The sequence below is a fragment of the Patulibacter defluvii genome (genome assembly GCF_034096925.1).
Lineage (GTDB): Bacteria > Actinomycetota > Thermoleophilia > Solirubrobacterales > Solirubrobacteraceae > Patulibacter > Patulibacter defluvii.
Window position 1 is genome coordinate 21,194 of the sequence record NZ_JAWZSQ010000012.1, and the last position, 16,970, is coordinate 38,163.

Consider the following 16,970-nt stretch of genomic DNA (forward strand, 5'->3'; position numbering starts at 1 on the left):
GACGCGTGTGTCGCCGTCCCGACACGTCCGCGGCGGGCTCCTGCTCCGGTGGTACGGTCGACGCTGTCAGCGGCCGCACTGGGTTGGCCGTGGGGTGCGGTTGGGAGCCTTGGTCGGGCTCCGGCCGGAGACAGAAACGGGCCTCTGAAGGAGGACCTCATATGACTACGAACGCTCGGCGCCGCGCGCGCCGTTCCGCGATCGCCGGCGGGGTGCTGGCGATCTCCCTGGCTGCCGCCGCTCCGGCGTCGGCCGCCCTCGGTGGGGCGAACCCCGCCAACTACAACCACGTTCCGGACCTGCGGTCGGTGACCTTCGGCGAGTCGGGTCCCGACCTGGTCGCGTGGTTCACGTTCGACGAGCCGCTGGCCTCGAACGCGATCAACCCGGCCGACTTCACGCTCGGCGGCTACGCGTCGAGCCAGCAGGTTCCGCCGGCCGACGCGGCCTCGGTGGTCGGCAGCAAGCCGAACACGGTCGAGCTGCGCTGGACCAGCAACGACGTCGACTTCGACTCCGTCACCTACGGCGTGGTCAACGCGGCTGCGGTGCGCGCCTTCAACGGCAACCAGCCGAACCGGGTCGACTCGACCGCGGTCACCGGGGCCAAGGGCCAGACCGGTACCCGCGGCCACACGGTCGGTCCCGACCTGGTCGGCGTGCGGGTCGACGAGTCGAACCTGAACGCCAACGTCCTGATCTACACCTACGACCAGCGGATCGACAGCGGCTCGGTCAACCCGGCGCAGTACTTCTTCATCAAGCAGGATGGCGCCGCCGTCGCCGCGGCGTCGATCGCGTCGGCCAGCGGCTACGAGGTGGCGGTCCGCTTCCCGTCGCTGCCCGGTGACGACCTGGTCACCGAGGCCGTCGAGGGGGTCGACGGCGGCGCCGGCGTCCTGTCGGTGAACAACGGCAACCCGAGCGCGCCGACCGTCCTGGCGGTCGCGGGCAAGAGCAAGGCGACGGCTCGTCCGGACCTGCTCTCGGCCGAGCTCGGCAGCGGGGGCGGATCGACCTCGATCACGTACCACTACGACGAGCCCGTCACCAACGCGGTCGCGCCGCTGTTCCTGGCGCGGACGGCCAGCGGCACCAACGTGCCGGCCACGTCGGCGGTGATCAACGCCGACGGCAAGTCGGTGACGGTCAACTTCCCGAACCCGGCGGCCAACCTCTCGCAGGAGCACTTCGTCGAGGCGCTGGCCTTCTTCGGCGCGGTCAGCAACGTCAACGCCGTGCCCTCGATCGGGGATTCGGTGCCGATCGGCGGCAACGCCGGCGCGCTGGCGACCGGGTGGACCTCGGCGCCCGACGCGACCTCGGCCACGTTCAACAAGAGCAACGGCCAGGTCGACGTCACGCTCGACACCCGGCTGCAGATCCCGTCGGTGAACCCGGCCGGGTTCACGCTGGTCGACGCCAACGGCGACACGGTCGTCGCCGGGGCGGCGTCGGTGGTCAGCGAGGGCTCCAACGGGGCGCCCGGTCCGCAGACGATCCGCCTGCAGTTCCTGCCCAACCAGGTCGCGGCCGCCTCGGCGATCGAGATCCAGGGCTGGGACGCCTTCGGCACCTCGGGACCGTTCGGCTTCCTCGGCTCGAACGTCGGCGTCGACGGGCCCAACAGCGCGCCGGTCGCGCAGTCGCTGTCGGCGGCGGCGTCGGCGGCGGCGATCGCGCCGGTCGGGACGTCGAAGAAGGTCCTGAAGCTGCGCAAGGTCAAGACGGTCGGCGTGCTGCCGGCGAAGGTCCGCAAGGCCCTGAAGCCGGCCAAGAGCGCCAAGCAGGCCCGCGCCAACGCCAAGGTCCTCCGGGCCTTCTACGGCAAGAAGCGCGCCGCCAGCTACAAGGTCAAGAAGGTCGCCGTCAAGCGGGCGGCCAAGAAGCGCTGACCCCTCGCTCCCGGTCCGCGGCACGGCGCCTTCCGTGCCGCGGACCGACCGGCGACGGTTCGGCGACGGACGAACCGTCGTCGTGCCGACACAACGGCGGTCTGCGGCGCGTGTCGACGATGGTTGGTGCTAGCGTCGTCGCCGTCAGCGGCCGTACTGGGTTGGCCGTGGGGTGCGGTTCGGAGCCTTGGTCGGGCTCGAGCCGGAGGACATTCGGCCCTCTGAAGGAGGACCTACATGACTACGAACGCTCGGCGCCTGGCGCGCCGTTCCGCGATCGCCGGCGGCGTGCTGGCGGTCTCCCTCGCCGCGGCGGCTCCCGCCTCGGCGGCTCTCGGTGGGGCCAACCCCGCCAGCTACAACCACGTTCCGGACCTCCGTTCGGTGACGTTCGGCGAGTCGGGTCCCGACCTGGTCGCCTGGTTCACGTTCGACGAGCCGCTGGCCTCGAACGCGGTCAACCCCGGCGACTTCGCGCTCGGCGGCTACGCCTCGAGCCAGCAGGTCCCGCTGGCCGACGCCGCCTCGGTGGTCGGCAGCAAGCCGAACACCGTCGAGCTGCGGTGGACGTCGAACGACGTCGACTTCAACGAGGTCACCTACGGCGTCGCCAACGCCGGCGCCGTCCGCGCCTTCAACGGCAACCAGCCGAACCGGGTCGACTCGACCGCGGTCACCGGCGCCAAGGGCCAGAGCGGCACCCGCGGCCGCACCGTCGCGCCCGACCTGGTCGGCGTCCGGGTCGACGAGTCGAACCTGAACGCCAACGTCCTGATCTTCACCTACGACCAGCGGATCGACACCGGCTCGGTCGACCCGACGCGCTACGCGTTCATCAAGCAGGACGGCGCGACCGTCGCCGCGGCGTCGATCGCGTCGGCCAGCAGCTACGAGGTGGCCGTCCGCTTCCCGTCGCTGCCCGGCGACGACCTGGTGACCGAGGCCGTCGAGGCCGCTGATGCCGGCGGCGGCACCCAGTCGGTCAACAACGGCAACCCGAGCCTGCCGACGATCCTCGCGGTCGCCGGCAAGAGCAAGGCGACGGCCCGTCCCGACCTGCTCTCGGCCGAGCTCGGCAGCTCGGGCGGCTCGACGTCGATCACCTTCCACTACGACGAGCCGGTCAACACGCCGCTCGCCAACCGCTTCTTCGGCCAGACCGCGAGCGGCACCCCCGTGGCCGGCACCTCGGCGGTGATCAACGCGGACGGCAAGTCGGTGACGGTCAACTTCCCGAACCCGGCCGCCAACCTCTCGCAGGAGCACTTCGTCTCCGCGACCGTCTTCGACGGCGCGGTCCTGAACGCGAACGCCGTTCCGGTGCTCGCCGACACGACCCCGATCGGCGGCAACGCCGGCGCGACGTCGACCGGCTGGACCTCGGCCCCCGACGCCACCTCCGCCACGTTCAACAAGAACAACGGCCAGGTCGACGTCACCTTCGACACCCGCCTGACGATCCCGTCGGTCGATCCGACCGCGTTCACGCTGGTCGACGCCAACGGCGACACGGTCGTCGCCGGTGCGGCGTCGGTCGTGAGCGAGGGCTCCAACGGCGCCCCGGGCCCGCAGACGATCCGCCTGCAGTTCCTGCCCAACCAGGTCGCGGCGTCCTCGGCGCTCGAGATCCAGGGCTGGGACGCCTTCGGCCAGTCCGGCCCGTTCGCGGTCGCCGGCTCCAACGCCGGCCCCGACGGTCTCAACGCGGCACCGGTCGCGCAGTCGCTGTCGGCGGCTGCCTCGGCTGCCGCGATCGCGCCGGTCGGGACCTCGAAGAAGGTCCTGAAGCTGCGCAAGGTCAAGACGGTCGGCGTGCTGCCGGCGAAGGTCCGCAAGGCCCTGAAGCCGGCCAAGAGCGCCAAGCAGGCCCGCGCCAACGCCAAGGTCCTGAAGGCCTTCTACGGCAAGAAGCGCAGCGCCAGCTACAAGGTCAAGAAGGTCGCGGTCAAGAAGGCCGCCAAGAAGGGCTGAGTTCCGCGTCCGGTCCGCCGCCCGTTGCGGCGGACCGGCGGATGGGCGCGCCCTCGGCACGGGCGCGCCGCCGGAGAGCGTCGCGATCGCACGGATCGCGGCGCTCGTCCGTCTCTGGCTCCCCTGCGCGGGGATTTCGTCACGCCGGCGTCGCCGGTTGTGACGGGTCCCCGACAGAGAAGGTTGACCGGCCACGAACGACCCTGTTCACTAGTCCGAGGACTTGTGGCCGTGGGTCGGTCGCAGGGGGTGGTCCGGCGGTGTCGAGGGGTCGACGCCGCTGGGAAACGCGACATAGACGTCTCTAGGGGGACAGATGACCAACGATCGTGCTCGGCGCCGCGTGCGCCTGGCGACCGCCGCGGGCGGCGTCCTGGCGGCCTCGCTGCTGGCCGCCGCGCCGGCCGGCGCCGCTCTCGGCGGGGCCAACCCGGCCAACTTCAACCACGTGCCGGATCTCCGCTCGGTGACGTTCGGCGAGTCCGGCCCCGACAAGGTGGCCTGGTTCACCTTCGACGAGCCGCTGGCCTCGAACGCCATCAGCCCGAACCAGTTCACGCTCGGCGGCTACGGCTCGTCGAACCGCTTCGGCTCGGCCACCAACCTGCCGTTCGCCAACGCGGCGTCGGTCGTCGGCAGCAAGCCGAACACGGTCGAGCTGCGCTGGACCTCCACGTCGCCGGACTTCGACGAGGTCTCCTACGGCGCCGTCAACGGCGGTGCGGTCCGCGCCTTCAACGGCAACCAGCCGAACATCGCCGACTCGACCGGCGTCACCGGCGCCAAGGGCCAGACCGGCACCCGCGGCCACACCAACGGCCCGGACCTGGTCGGCGTGCGGGTCGACGAGTCGAACCTGAACGCCAACGTCCTGATCTTCACCTTCGACCAGAAGCTCGACCCGCAGATCGCCCTGCCGGCGCTGTTCAGCTTCGTGAAGTCGAGCGGCCAGATCGTCCTCGGCACCTCGATCAACAGCTACAGCGACTACGAGGTCGGCGTCCGCTTCCCGACCGGCGCCAGCAACCTGGTGACCGAGGCCAAGCGGGTCATCGTGGTGCCCGGCGCCGTCCAGGCCCGCAACCGCACCGGCCTGATCGGCGGCCTCAACCCGATCAGCCACGCGGCCGTTCCCGGCACCAGCGGCCTGACCGCGCTGCCGGACCTGGTCTCGGCCGAGCTCGGGCTCTCGGGCGGCTCGACGTCGGTCACCTACCACTACGACGAGCCGATCAAGTCGCCGATCGCGCCGCTGTTCTACGCCTACACGGCGACCGGGAACTTCGTCACCGGCAGCAACGCGGTGGTCAACGCCGACGGCACGTCGGTCACGGTCAACTTCCCGAACCCGGCCGACAAGGCGCAGGAGCACTTCGTGCACGCCGGCCAGATCGTCGGCGGCATCCAGAGCGCCAACGGCCAGATCGGGATCGGCGGCGGCGCCCCGATCGGCGGCAACGCCGGCGGCGTCTCGACCGGCTGGACCTCGGCGCCCGACGCGACCTCGGCCACGATCAACAAGAGCAACGGCCAGGTCGACATCACGCTCGACAGCCGCACCAACGGCACCACGTTCAGCGGGACGGACTTCCACCTGCTCGACGCCAACGGCGACGTGATCGCCGGCGTGCCGACCCTGGTCAGCCTCGGCAGCACCGGCGCGCCGGGCCCGCAGACGATCCGGATCCAGTTCCTGCCCAACCAGGTCGCGGCGGCGACGGCGGTCCAGATCGACGGCTACCAGGCCGGCGGCACCCTCGGCGTGCCGTTCCGCGGTGGCCTGCAGTCGATCGACCTCGCCAACTCGGCGCCGGTCGTCCAGGTCGTCTCGGCCGGCACCACGGCGTCGGCGATCGCCCCGGTCGGGACCTCGAAGGCCGCGCTGCGGCTGCGCAAGGCCAAGACGCAGGGCGCCCTGCCGGCGAAGGTCCGCAAGGCCCTCAAGCCGGCCAAGAGCGCCAAGCAGGCCCGCGCCAACGCCAAGGTCCTGAAGGCCTTCGCGAAGGGCCAGTACCGGGTCCAGAAGGTGTCGGTCAAGAGCGCCGCCAAGCGCTCCGGCAAGAAGGGTTGACCCGGTGCGGGTGACCGTCGTCCCGCGGGACGACGGTCACCGGCCGGGGGCCACGAGCACCCGCGCTCCTCACGAGCGCGGCGGCGGGCGTCGCAGTCGGGGGGCTGCGGCGCCCGCTCGTGCTTGGCGGGCCGGAAAAGGCCCGCCGGCTGTGACGTTCCGGTCGCTGAGCGACCGCAACGCGACTAGCGGCGGACGGTGAGCGAGCGGGTCGTCTCGCGCGACCAGCGGTCGGCCGCGGAGCGCGCGCGGACCGCGACCCGGTAGCCGCCGGGCTTCAGCGTGCGACCGCCGACGCGGCCGCCGAGGTCGTAGCGGCCGCGGCCGGCCGCGACGGTGCGGGTGGTGGTGGCGACCGTCCGCCAGCGGCGGCCGCTGCGGCGCTGGACGCGGATCCGCAGCGTCCCCGCGAGCGAGACCCGCCACGAGAGCCGCGCGGCCCGCGAACGGCAGCCGCGGCGCTTCGGGCGGCAGTCGACCAGCGTCCGCCGCGAGAGCGCGACCTGGTCGAGGGTCGGCGGGCCGGCCAGGCTGCCGCCCTTGGCCACCGCCGCCGCGCGGACGGCCGCGGCGGCGTCGAGCCGGCCGCCGCTGGTCGCGGCCCCGGCCAGCGAGGGCACCCGCCGGACGTGGGCCAGCAGCGTCGCCTTCAGCCCCGCCGCGTCGAGCGAGGGGTTCGCCTGTCGCATCAGCGCCAGGGTCCCGGAGACGAGCGGGGCGGCGACCGAGCTGCCGCTGGCCGCGACCAGCTCGCCGTCGCCGCGGGTGGCGTAGATCGCCACGCCGGGCGCGAACAGGTCGACGGCGGCGCGGCCGTAGTTGGCGAACCAGGCGCGGTTGCCGGTCAGGTCGCTGGCGCCGACGCAGATCACGTTCGGCAGGTCGAGCGCGCAGGGGTAGGTGGGGCGGGCGTCGACGTCGACGCCCTGGTCGCCGTGGGCCGCGATCCCCAGCTCGCTCTCGGTCGTCTCGCCGTTGCCGGCCGCGGCCACGTAGAGCGTCTGCGGGTGGGCGGCGATCGCCTGCACGACCGCCTGCGCGGCGGCCGTCTCGACGATGCTGACGTTGACGATCGGGATCCCGCGGTCGCCGGCCGACGCCAGCGCCTCGGCGAGCGCGTTCGGACCCGGCCAGAGCCCGCCGATCCCCGGCAGCGAGAGCACCGTCGCCCGCGGGGCGATCCCGGCGATCCCGGTCCGGTCGCCGGCGTTGGCGGCCAGCACGGTCGCGACGACGGTCCCGTGGCCGCTCGGGTCGGCGTCCGGCTGGTTCTGCCCCGGCGCACCGTCGGCGACGGCCAGCCGGCCGCGCAGGTCGGGCGTCGTCGGCGTGATCCCGGTGTCGACCACGGCCACCCGCTGGCCGTCGCCACGGGCGATCGCCCACGCCTCCAGCGCGCCGACGTCGGCTCCGGCGACGGCGCGTCCGCTGGCCCCGCGGCCGTCCTCGACCGTCGCCCCGCCGGCCCGCAGCGCCCACTGCTGGTCGAAGGCCGGGTCGTTGGGGGCGCCGGCGGTCGCGGCGACCACCCCGGGCGCGGCGGCACCGGCGGCCATCGCGGCGGCGGTCCCGGCCAGGGCGGCGGCGGTCCCGGCCAGGGCGGCGGCGCGCAGGCGGCTCATCGCGCGTCCCAGGCGGCCGGGCGGGTCGCGGCGCGGGCGCGGGCGATCCGCTCGCTGGCCCCGTCCTCGCTCTCGCGCTGGACGGCGAGCAGCGTCTGCAGCCGCGCGGCGGGCGTCTTGCCGTAGCGCCGGCGGTAGCTGCGCAGCAGCTTCTCGGCTCGCGCCTTCTCGCCCAGCGCCTGGACGTGGGAGATGATCACCGCCCGCGTCGAACGGGCCGCGCCGGCGGTCCGGGCCTTGCGCAGCGCCCGCGTCAGCCGCCGCAGCTCGGCGTGGTGCTGCTCGTCGCTGGTGACGTCGATCCAGCCGTCCTCGTCGAGGCTGACCCAGCGGTAGTTCGGCTGGTGGGCGCGCCAGCGCCAGTCGAGCGTCTCCCAGGCCTGGTTGCCGACCCGGATCCGCGACACCTGGTCGACGCTCAGCAGCCGCTCGCCGCCGGCGTTGAGCGTCGCCACCGAGTAGCCGCCGGCCGGGTCGGGCACGTAGCCGACCAGCAGCTGGCAGCAGTGGTCGCCGGCGCGCTTCATCTGCACGATCACGCCGGGCGGGTCGCGGAGGTTGTCCTGGACCACCAGCCCCAGCTCGCCGATCAGCTTCGGCGGGCCGGGCGCCACCCGCGCCGGCACGCAGTTCGGCCGCTGCTTGGGCCGGCAGCCCTCGGACTCGAGGTCGGTCTCCGGGTAGAGGACGTCGGTGACCTGGCCGGAGAAGTCGCGGATCGCGATCTCGGTGCTGACCTTCGCGTTCTCGGCGACCGTGTCCGGCCCGTGCACGGACACGGTCCAGCCCGTCAGCGTGCGGATCGTCTGATCGGCCGGCGAGCGCGGCGCGGGGACCGCGGCCGCGGCCGGGCCGGACGCCGCGAGCAGCGCCAGCAGGACGGCGCCGCCCACCCCGAGCGGCGTTGAGGAACGAGAAGACAAGACGGTGACCCCGACGTCGTTGTTGGACCCCAGTTGTAGCGGACCGGCGGTCGCCCACGCGCCGGCTGACGGGCGGGCGGCCGCGAACGGCGACGGGCCCCGCCGCGCTGGCGGGGCCCGTCGTGGGGGAGGGAGGGGCGGGGTCGGGGGTCAGGCGGCGGTGGCGACGCCGACCGGGCGCTCCTCCAGCGCGACGGCGAGCACCTCGTCGAGGCTCATCGTCGGGTGGAAGGAGACCGCGTCGCGGACCTCCTGCGGCACGTCGTCCAGATCGCCCCGGTTGCGCTCGGAGATCACGATGTCGGTCAGCCCCGCGGCGTGCGCGGCCAGCGACTTCTGCTTCAGCCCGCCGATCGGCAGCACCCGGCCCTGGAGGGTGACCTCGCCGGTCATCCCGACCGTGTGCTTGACCGGGCGGCCGGTCAGCAGCGAGACCAGCGCCGTCACCATCGTGATCCCGGCCGAGGGGCCGTCCTTCGGGATCGCGCCGGCCGGCACGTGGACGTGGAACTCCGCGTCCTCGAACTGGGCCGGATCGATCCCCAGCTTCTCGGCGTTGGCCCGCACCCAGCTGAGGGCGATCCGGGCCGACTCCTTCATCACGTCGCCGAGCTGGCCGGTCAGCACCAGGCCGCCCTTCGAGCCGGGCACCGGCAGCCGCGTCGCCTCGATGAAGAGCACGTCGCCGCCGGTCCCGGTCACGGCCAGGCCGGTCGCCACGCCGGGCACCGCCGTGCGGGCCGCGGACTCGTGGAAGACCTTCTGGCGGCCGAGCGCGTCGCGGACCCGGTCGAGGTCGATCACCACCGGCGCGTCGTCCTTGCCGGACGCGATCCCGGTCGCCGCCTTGCGCAGCAGCTTGCCGACCTCGCGCTCGAGCTGGCGGACGCCGGACTCGCGGGTGTACTCGTCGACGACGAGGCGCAGCATGTCGTCGCTGATCGCGACCTCCTTCGGCTCGAGGGCGTTGGCCTTCAGCTGCCGGGGGACCAGGTGGTCGCGGGCGATCGCGGTCTTCTCGGCCACGGTGTAGCCGTCGAAGGGGATCAGCTCCATCCGGTCCAGCAGCGGGGCGGGGATGGTCTCCAGGCTGTTGGCGGTGGCCAGGAACAGGACCTGCGACAGGTCCAGCTCGACGTCCAGGTAGTGGTCGCGGAAGCTGTGGTTCTGGGCCGGGTCCAGGACCTCGAGCAGCGCCGCCGAGGGGTCGCCGCGCCAGTCGGCGCCGACCTTGTCGACCTCGTCGAGCAGGATCACCGGGTTCATCGTGCCGGCGTCGCGCAGGGCCCGCACCAGCCGGCCCGGCAGCGCGCCGATGTAGGTCCGGCGGTGGCCGCGGATCTCCGACTCGTCGCGGACGCCGCCGAGGGCGATCCGCACGAACTCGCGCCCGGTCGCCTTCGCGATCGACTCGCCGATCGAGGTCTTGCCGGTGCCGGGGGGCCCGATCAGGGTCAGGATCGTGCCGCCGGTCCGGCGCTGGCTCGACCGCGGACGCTCGTCGCCGTCGCCCGCCTCGTCGCCGTCGAGGCCGCGGTCGGCCCGCAGCTTCTTGACGGCCAGGAACTCGACGATCCGGTCCTTGACGTCCTCGAGCCCGAAGTGGTCGCTGTCGAGCACCTCGCGGGCGTGGGTCGGGTCGAGGTTCTCGTCCGAGCGCCCGCTCCACGGCACGGCGATCAGCCAGTCGAGGTAGTTGCGGATCATCTGGGCCTCGCCGGAGCCCTCGCCGCCCATCCGCTCGAAGCGGGCCAGCTCCTTGTCGGCCTGCTCGCGGACGGCCTCGGGCATCCCGGCGTCCTCGATCTTCGTGCGGTACTCGTCGACCACCGAGGCGTCGTCGTCGCCCAGCTCCTGCCGGATCGACTCCATCTGCTTGCGCAGCAGGTACTCGCGCTGCTGCTTCTGGGCGCCGGACTCGACCTCGTCGCGGATCTTGCGCCGCAGCTGGAGGTCGGTCAGCCGCTCGCGCAGCAGCCGCGTGGCCAGGGCCAGCCGCTCGGTGACGTCGAGCGTCGAGAGGATCTCGACCTTCTGCTCGACGGTCAGCTCGGGGTCGTAGCCGGTCGAGTCGGCCAGCGTGCCGGGCTCCTTGATCGCCCGCAGGACGGCGGCCACCGAGCCGTCGTCGCCACGCAGCTGGAGGATCTCCTCGATCGTGGCGCGCAGCTCGCGCTCCAGCTCGCGGGTGCGGCCGTCGACCGGGACGTCGTCGGGGTGCTCCTCGACCGCGACCCGCAGCTCGCCGGTCGAGCCGGTCTGGGCGGCGCCGGCGACGCCGCGGGCCACGCCCTCGAACATCGCGCCGCGGCCGCCGCCGGGCAGCCGCACGCGGCGGGTGACGCGGGCGATGGTGCCGACGGGCGCGAACTCGCCGTCGATCCGCGGGACCAGGAGCACGCGCTCCTCATCGCCCGGGTCGACCGGCAGCGTCACGTCCATCGTCGGGAAGACGACCGTGTCGTCGAGCGGGATCAGGAGCAGGGTGGAGGACATGTGCTTGTGAACCTCGGAAGTTGAGGTGGTCAACCGTCTTGGGGAGAACGGTAGCACGCCGGAGCGTCGCTGCATAGGTGATCTGAGTCGTTGGGACGTAGATCTACTGCGGAGGGTAGCGCAGGGAAGGTGCCGCAGGCGATGGAGAGCCGGCCTTCACGGCGGCTTGATGCGGCGTCCGCGGTTCTTGATCCGCTCGCGGCGGAGGTCGGAGCAACGTCCCCTCCATGAGCACGCACCCCACCTCCGGCGGCCACCGCTGGCGACCGATGGTCGTGCGCGGCCGCCACGACGGCCGCCCGCCGCTCGACGTCCGCGTCCGCACGATGCTCGAGCGGCGCGACCGCACGCGGCTGGCCGACGGCCTCGAGCTGATGGTCCTCCACGCCCAGCGGCCGGAGGGCGTCCTCGGCCCGCGGGTGCCGGTCGTGCCGGCCCAGGTGCTGGACGCGCGCGAGGCGCTGGAGGAGATCGAGCGGCTGCTCCGCTCCGACGTCCAGCTCGACCCGCGCGGCACCGCGCTGGTGCGGGCGCTGCTCGTCGACGGCTGCGGCCCGGCCTACGCCGGCGGCCGCCGCGGCGCGCTGCTGGAGGCCGCGCTCCACGCCCGCAACGCGCTGGTGCCCTACCGCTGGGCGGGCTGAGCGGCGGCGCCGCGGTGGACGCGGATCCCGCCGACTCGCTAGGGTGCTCCCGCTGGTTGCACCGGCGTAACCGGTGCGGGGGAGTCGGTCGGGGAGGACCGTGGTGCGAGTTCGTTGGGGACGCGTCGCGCGGACGGCGCAGGTGGCCGTGCTGCTGCTCGGAGCGAGCGGGGCGGGGGCGAGCGCGGCCGCGGCGGCCGCACCGGACGGGGTCACGATCACGACCCTCTCCAACCGGGCCGACCTGATCTCGGGCGGCGACGCCGCGCTCGCGATCGGACTGCCGGCCGGCAGCGACCCGGCGCGGGTGGTGGTGCGGGTCGGCGAGCGCGACGTCAGCCGCGCCTTCGCCCGCCGCTCCGCCCGCCGGCTGGAGGGGCTGGTCGAGGGGCTGCGGGTCGGCCGCAACGTCGTCACCGCCCAGCTGCCCGACGGCCGCGGCGCGCGGCTGACGATCACCAACCACCCCAACGGCGGCCCGCTCTTCTCCGGTCCCCAGATCCAGCCCTGGAAGTGCCAGAAGACCGCCCGCGACCGGCAGTGCAACCAGCCGCCGAGCTACGAGTACCTGTATCGCCCGGCCAACCTGCTGGACCCGGGCCTGCGGCCCTACGACCCCGCCGACCCGCCGAGCGACGTCGCGACCACCACCACCGACAACGGCCAGAGGGTGCCGTTCGTGATCCGGATCGAGACCGGCTACCAGGACCGCGACCAGTACAAGATCGCGACCCTCTACCGGCCCGGGCAGCCGTGGACCCGCGCCCGCCCGCAGGCCCAGTTCAACGGCAAGCTGCTGATCACCCACGGCGGCAGCTGCGGGGTCTCCTACGGTCCCGGCGGCGCGCCCAGCGTCACCAAGGACAACCTCGCCACCGGCGCCGGGCTGGTCGACGGCCTGGCCGGGGCCGACAGCGTCGCGACCGCCCTCGGCCGCGGCTTCGCGGTGATGTCGACCGCGCTCGACAACAACGGCCACAACTGCAACCTGGTGGTCCAGGCCGAGTCGCTGATCATGGCCAAGGAGCGGGTGATCGAGCGCTACGGCGACCTCCGCTACACGATCGGCGTCGGCTGCTCGGGCGGAGCGCTGACCCAGCAGCAGGTGGCCAACGCCTACCCCGGGATCTACCAGGGGCTGATCCTCGCCTGCGCCTACCCCGACACGATGTCGCCGGGCGCGCAGTTCCTCGACTACCACGTGATGCGCAGCTACTTCGACGACCCGTCGCGGTCGGGCGACACGCTCTGGACGCCGCTCCACATGGCGCTGGTCGAGGGCCACCTGACGCCGCTCAACTCGATCACCGCCGACGAGGGGCTGTTCAAGGGCGTGACCTCGGCGAGCAACTGCCCGGACGAGGTCGGCGACGCCGCCTACGACCCGCAGCGCAACCCGGGCGGCACCCGCTGCACCTTCTGGGACTACATGGTCAACGTGCTCGGCCCGCGGCCGGCCTCGGCCTGGACGCCGGCCGAGCGGCGGCTCGGGCGCGGCTTCACCGGCCTGCCGCTCGGCAACGGCGGGATCGAGTACGGGCTGGGCGCGTTGCGGTCGGGGGCGATCTCCGTCCAGCAGTTCGTCGACCTGAACGCCGACGTCGGCGGGCTCGACATCGACGGCCAGCGGAGCCCGCAGCGGACGCGGGTCGACCCGCGGGCGGTCGCCAACGCCTACCGCAGCGGTGCCGTCAACAGCACCCGCAACCTCGACCAGGTGGCGATCATCAACCACAGCGGTCCCGACCCCGGGATCGCCCACGACTTCCGCCACGCGCTCTGGACCCGCGACCGGATGCGGCAGCGGCTGGGCCACTTCCCCCGCAACTACGTGATGTGGTTCGGGCTCTTCCCGGTCTTCGGCGACCCCAGCTACGCGAAGCAGGCGCTCGACGCGATCGACCGCTGGCTGGCGACGGTCGAGCGCGACCACCGCGGCCTGCCGCTGGCGCGCAAGATCGTCGACGCGCGGCCGGGCGACGTCCAGGACCGCTGCTCGCAGATCCCCGGGCTCGACCTGGTGGCGCTGCCCGGCGTCGGCAAGGTCTGCGAGAACCGGGTCCTCCAGACCGCGCTGGAGACGCCCCGCAGCGTCGCCGGCGACGGGCCCGCGGGCGACGTCATGGAGTGCGCGAAGAAGCCGCTGCGGCGCGACGGCTACCCGGTCGCCTTCAGCGACGAGCAGTGGGCGCGGATGCAGCGGACCTTCCCCGACGGCGTCTGCGACTGGAGCAAGCCGGGGATCGGCCAGCAGGCGACGGTGCCGTGGCAGACCTACCAGGACGACGAGGGCCGCGTGATCTACGGCGGCCGGCCGATGGCGGTGGCACCGACGGCCAGCGGCTGCCAGGACCACCGGACGCTCGCCGCCGCGCTGCCGAAGGGGCGGCTGCGGCTGGCGAAGGTCTACCTCAACGGCCGCCGGGTGCGGACCCTGCGCGGCGCGACGCTGCGGCGGCCGGTGCGGCTGGCCCGCTTCGCCGGCGGCGAGGCGCTGGTGCGGACCGTCGCCCGCGACCGCCGCGGCCGCCGGCGGGTGGCCGAGCGCCGCTACAGCGTCTGCCGGGGGACGCTGCCCGACGCCTAGTACTCGTCGCGGCGGACCCGCCAGACCGCCAGGCCGAGCAGCGCGGCCAGCCAGGCGCCGAGCAGCACGAACGAGCCGGCGATCGAGACGTGGTCGTCGTCGAGGAAGTCGCTGGTGTCGTCGAGGCTGATCACGGTGCCGGCCGGCCGCGGCAGCAGCACGTTGGCGACCTCCTTCGAGACCTCGCTGCCGATCAGGCCGGTGATCAGGCTGCCGGCGACGAAGAGCACGATCCCGACCGCGATCGCCGGGCCGTTGGAGCGCATCAGGGTGCCGACGGCGAGGCTGACCACGCCCCAGATCCAGACCGCGGCGAAGCAGCTCCAGACGTCGTTGAGTGTCTCCTTGGCCGACATCGCGCTGCCGCCGTCGGTGCCGATCGTCGCGCCGACCACCAGCCCGAGCAGGATCGGCAGCACCACCAGCGCGCAGAGGGCGATCATCAGCGCCGGCACCCGGATCAGGGTCAGCTGCCAGCGGGGCACGCCGGTCAGCACCAGGTAGCGCATCGTGCCGTTGGCGGTGTCGTAGCTGCCGGCCAGGGCGCCGACCACGATCGCCGCGAAGACGCCGACGTACTGGCCGACGCTGGTGATGTCGCGGAAGCTCGACTCGCCGCCGCGCGGATCGTTGACCAGGATCACGATCACCGCGATCACGGTGATCGCGGCCGTGATGCCGATCGCGCCGAAGAACGACCCGCGGCGGCGGGTGATCCGCGTCAGCTCGGCGCGCAGGAGCGGGGTCATCAGCGGGCCTCCGGGGACTCGGGGACGGGGGGCGCGTCGTGGGCCAGCTCGCCCGCCTGGTTGCCGGTCAGCTCCAGGAAGCGGCGCTCGAGCGTCTCGCGGACCGCCCGCAGCTCGAACAGCCCGACGCCGGCCGAGAACAGCTCCTGGCCGGTCCGCCGCAGCTGCTCGTCATCGAGCTCGTCGACGGCGACCTCGAAGGCCCCGGGCGCGATCGCCCGCACGTCGCGGGCGAAGGGCAGCGCCTGCAGCAGCGGCAGCGCCCGCTCGGCGTCGTCGACCCGCACGCCGACCGCCTGGCGGCCGCCGCGCAGCAGGTCGCCGACCGAGCCGTGGGCGAGCACCTTGCCCTTCTCGATGATCGCGACGTCGTCGGCCATCTTCTCGACCTCGCTGAGGATGTGCGAGGAGATGAAGACGCTGCGGCCCTCGGCCACGAACTCGCGGATCATGTGCCGGAACTCGGCCAGGCCGGCCGGGTCGAGGCCGTTGGTCGGCTCGTCGAGCACCAGCAGCTCGGGGTCGTTGAGCAGCGCCCGCGCGACGCCCAGCCGCTGGCGCATGCCGAGCGAGTAGCCGCTGACCTTGTCGTCGCCGCGGTCGGCCAGCTGGACCCGGGCCAGCGCGCCGGGGATCGCGGCCTTCGCCTCGCGGCTCTGGTGGGCGGCCCAGACCTCCAGGTTCTGGCGCCCGGTCAGGTAGGGGTAGAAGCGCGGCTCCTCGACGATCCCGCCCACCCGCGAGAGCGCCTCGCGGGTGCGGGCGGGAATCGGTAGCCCGCGGACGGCGATCTGGCCGGCGGTCGGCCGCGCCAGGCCCAGCATCATCCGGATCAGCGTGGTCTTGCCGCAGCCGTTCGGGCCCAGCCACGCGTAGCAGCGGCCCTTCGGCACGTCGATCGTGACGTCGTCGACGGCCACGTTGCTGCCGAACCGCTTGGTGACGTTGCGCAGGGAGATGACGGAGTCCATGGCGGAACGCGCCGGGTCGACCCTGGGGGCGGCGGGGACCGCGGGGGACGGCACGCGGGCCGGAGGATAGCGGCGCCGCGCCCGTCTTCCGACATGGGGATCATCCGTCCAGTGAGCGCGATCCGGATCCCGTGGGAGCCCGAGCGGGCCGCGGCGCTGGCCGAGCGGGTCCGCGGGCACTGGGACCTGGGCCCCGAGCCGGCGCGGCTGCTGCGGCTGGGCACCAACGCCAGCTTCCGGATCGGCACGGTCGTGATCCGGATCGGGCCGGCCGGCGGCGACCCCGCCGGCGCCGCCCGCGAGCTGCAGCTGGCGCGCTTCCTCGCCGACCGCGACGTGCCCGCCGCGCGGCCCGAGGGGCGGCCGCCGGCGGTCGTCGACGGCCACCCGGTCAGCGCCTGGCGGTGGATCGAGCACGACCCGGCGGCGACGGTCGACGGGCGTGCCTTCGGGACGCTGCTGCGGCGCTTCCACGACGCCACCACGGACTACGACGGTCCGCTGCCGGGTTGGCCGCAGCCGCGGCTGATCGGCGACCGGATCGCCGCCCTCCGCCGCCACCCGGCGTTCACGGAGGCGGAGGTCGACCGGCTGCAGACGCGGCTCGACGGGCTGCTGGCCGCGCTGGCCGAGCATCCGTCGCCGGCGCTCCCGATCCACGGCGACGCCCACCCGGGGAACGTGATCGTTGGTCCTGACGGGCCGGTGCTGCTGGACTTCGACCTGGTCTGCCGCGGTCCGCGTCCCTGGGACCTGGCCCCGGCCGCGCTCCACGCCGAGCGCTACGCGGGCGGGTCGCCGGCCTGGTTCGCGGCCCTGCGCGAGGGCTACGGCCCGCCGCGCGACCCGGCCGAGCCGCTCCACGTGCGGCTGCGCGAGCTGGCCTCGGCGGCCTGGCTGCTGGCCGCCGAGACCGCGCCCGATCGCGGTTCCCGCTCGGCCGAGGCCGACGTCCGGCTGCGGGCCTTCGGCGACGATCCCGACCCGCCGCCCTGGGACGCCCACTGACCCCGGCCGCGCGCCGTTTGGTACCGCTGCGGT

General features: G+C 73.8%; 11 protein-coding genes. 6 read left to right on the forward strand and 5 right to left on the reverse strand.

All coding sequences use genetic code 11. The features are described 5' to 3' along the window. The first annotated feature begins 161 nt into the window (after window positions 1-161). The 3 genes from SH587_RS13395 (at window position 162) to SH587_RS13405 (ending at window position 5,937) form a co-directional block, all read left to right on the forward strand. A complete protein-coding gene (locus tag SH587_RS13395; protein ID WP_320671130.1) occupies window positions 162-1,895 on the forward strand; it encodes a hypothetical protein in 1,734 nt (577 codons plus the stop codon). A 237-nt stretch (window positions 1,896-2,132) separates the two neighbouring features. Further along, the gene (locus SH587_RS13400; protein WP_320671131.1) at window positions 2,133-3,866 is read left to right on the forward strand and encodes a hypothetical protein; all 1,734 of its coding nucleotides are present in this window, start codon (window positions 2,133-2,135) and stop codon (window positions 3,864-3,866) included. A 316-nt stretch (window positions 3,867-4,182) separates the two neighbouring features. Next, the gene (locus SH587_RS13405) at window positions 4,183-5,937 is read left to right on the forward strand and encodes a hypothetical protein (protein ID WP_320671132.1); all 1,755 of its coding nucleotides are present in this window, start codon (window positions 4,183-4,185) and stop codon (window positions 5,935-5,937) included. Window positions 5,938-6,122: 185 nt separating this feature from the next. Here the strand turns inward: SH587_RS13405 and SH587_RS13410 are convergent, their stop codons facing one another. From SH587_RS13410 to lon, 3 genes are all read right to left on the reverse strand, one after another. Beyond that, window positions 6,123-7,559: a S8 family serine peptidase gene (locus tag SH587_RS13410; protein WP_320671133.1), complete on the reverse strand. Its 1,437-nt coding sequence runs from the start codon at window positions 7,557-7,559 to the stop codon at window positions 6,123-6,125. Continuing rightward, window positions 7,556-8,452, reverse strand: a complete 897-nt coding sequence (locus SH587_RS13415) for an SPFH domain-containing protein (RefSeq protein ID WP_320671134.1) — start codon at window positions 8,450-8,452, stop codon at window positions 7,556-7,558. Before SH587_RS13415 ends, SH587_RS13410 begins: the two co-directional genes overlap by 4 nt. Before the next feature lie 180 nt (window positions 8,453-8,632). Next, window positions 8,633-10,978, reverse strand: a complete 2,346-nt coding sequence (lon, locus tag SH587_RS13420) for an endopeptidase La (protein ID WP_320671135.1) — start codon at window positions 10,976-10,978, stop codon at window positions 8,633-8,635. A 227-nt stretch (window positions 10,979-11,205) separates the two neighbouring features. On the opposite strand from lon, the gene SH587_RS13425 reads away from it, so the two are divergent. Both SH587_RS13425 and SH587_RS13430 read left to right on the forward strand, forming a co-directional pair. Next, window positions 11,206-11,622, forward strand: coding sequence for a hypothetical protein (locus SH587_RS13425; RefSeq protein ID WP_320671136.1), 417 nt, complete (start codon window positions 11,206-11,208; stop codon window positions 11,620-11,622). A gap of 142 nt (window positions 11,623-11,764) precedes the next feature. Next, on the forward strand, window positions 11,765-14,209 hold the full coding sequence (locus SH587_RS13430; RefSeq protein WP_320671137.1) for a DUF6351 family protein: 2,445 nt from the start codon (window positions 11,765-11,767) through the stop codon (window positions 14,207-14,209). Here the strand turns inward: SH587_RS13430 and SH587_RS13435 are convergent. Continuing rightward, the gene (locus SH587_RS13435) at window positions 14,206-14,958 is read right to left on the reverse strand and encodes a DUF2705 family protein (protein WP_320671138.1); all 753 of its coding nucleotides are present in this window, start codon (window positions 14,956-14,958) and stop codon (window positions 14,206-14,208) included. The genes SH587_RS13430 and SH587_RS13435 overlap by 4 nt on opposite strands. Next, window positions 14,958-15,929, reverse strand: coding sequence for an ABC transporter ATP-binding protein (locus SH587_RS13440; protein WP_320671139.1), 972 nt, complete (start codon window positions 15,927-15,929; stop codon window positions 14,958-14,960). Before SH587_RS13440 ends, SH587_RS13435 begins: the two co-directional genes overlap by 1 nt. A gap of 111 nt (window positions 15,930-16,040) precedes the next feature. Between SH587_RS13440 and SH587_RS13445 the strand changes: the two genes are divergently transcribed. Next, window positions 16,041-16,937, forward strand: a complete 897-nt coding sequence (locus SH587_RS13445; RefSeq protein ID WP_320671140.1) for a phosphotransferase enzyme family protein — start codon at window positions 16,041-16,043, stop codon at window positions 16,935-16,937. The last annotated feature ends 33 nt before the right edge of the window (window positions 16,938-16,970 follow it).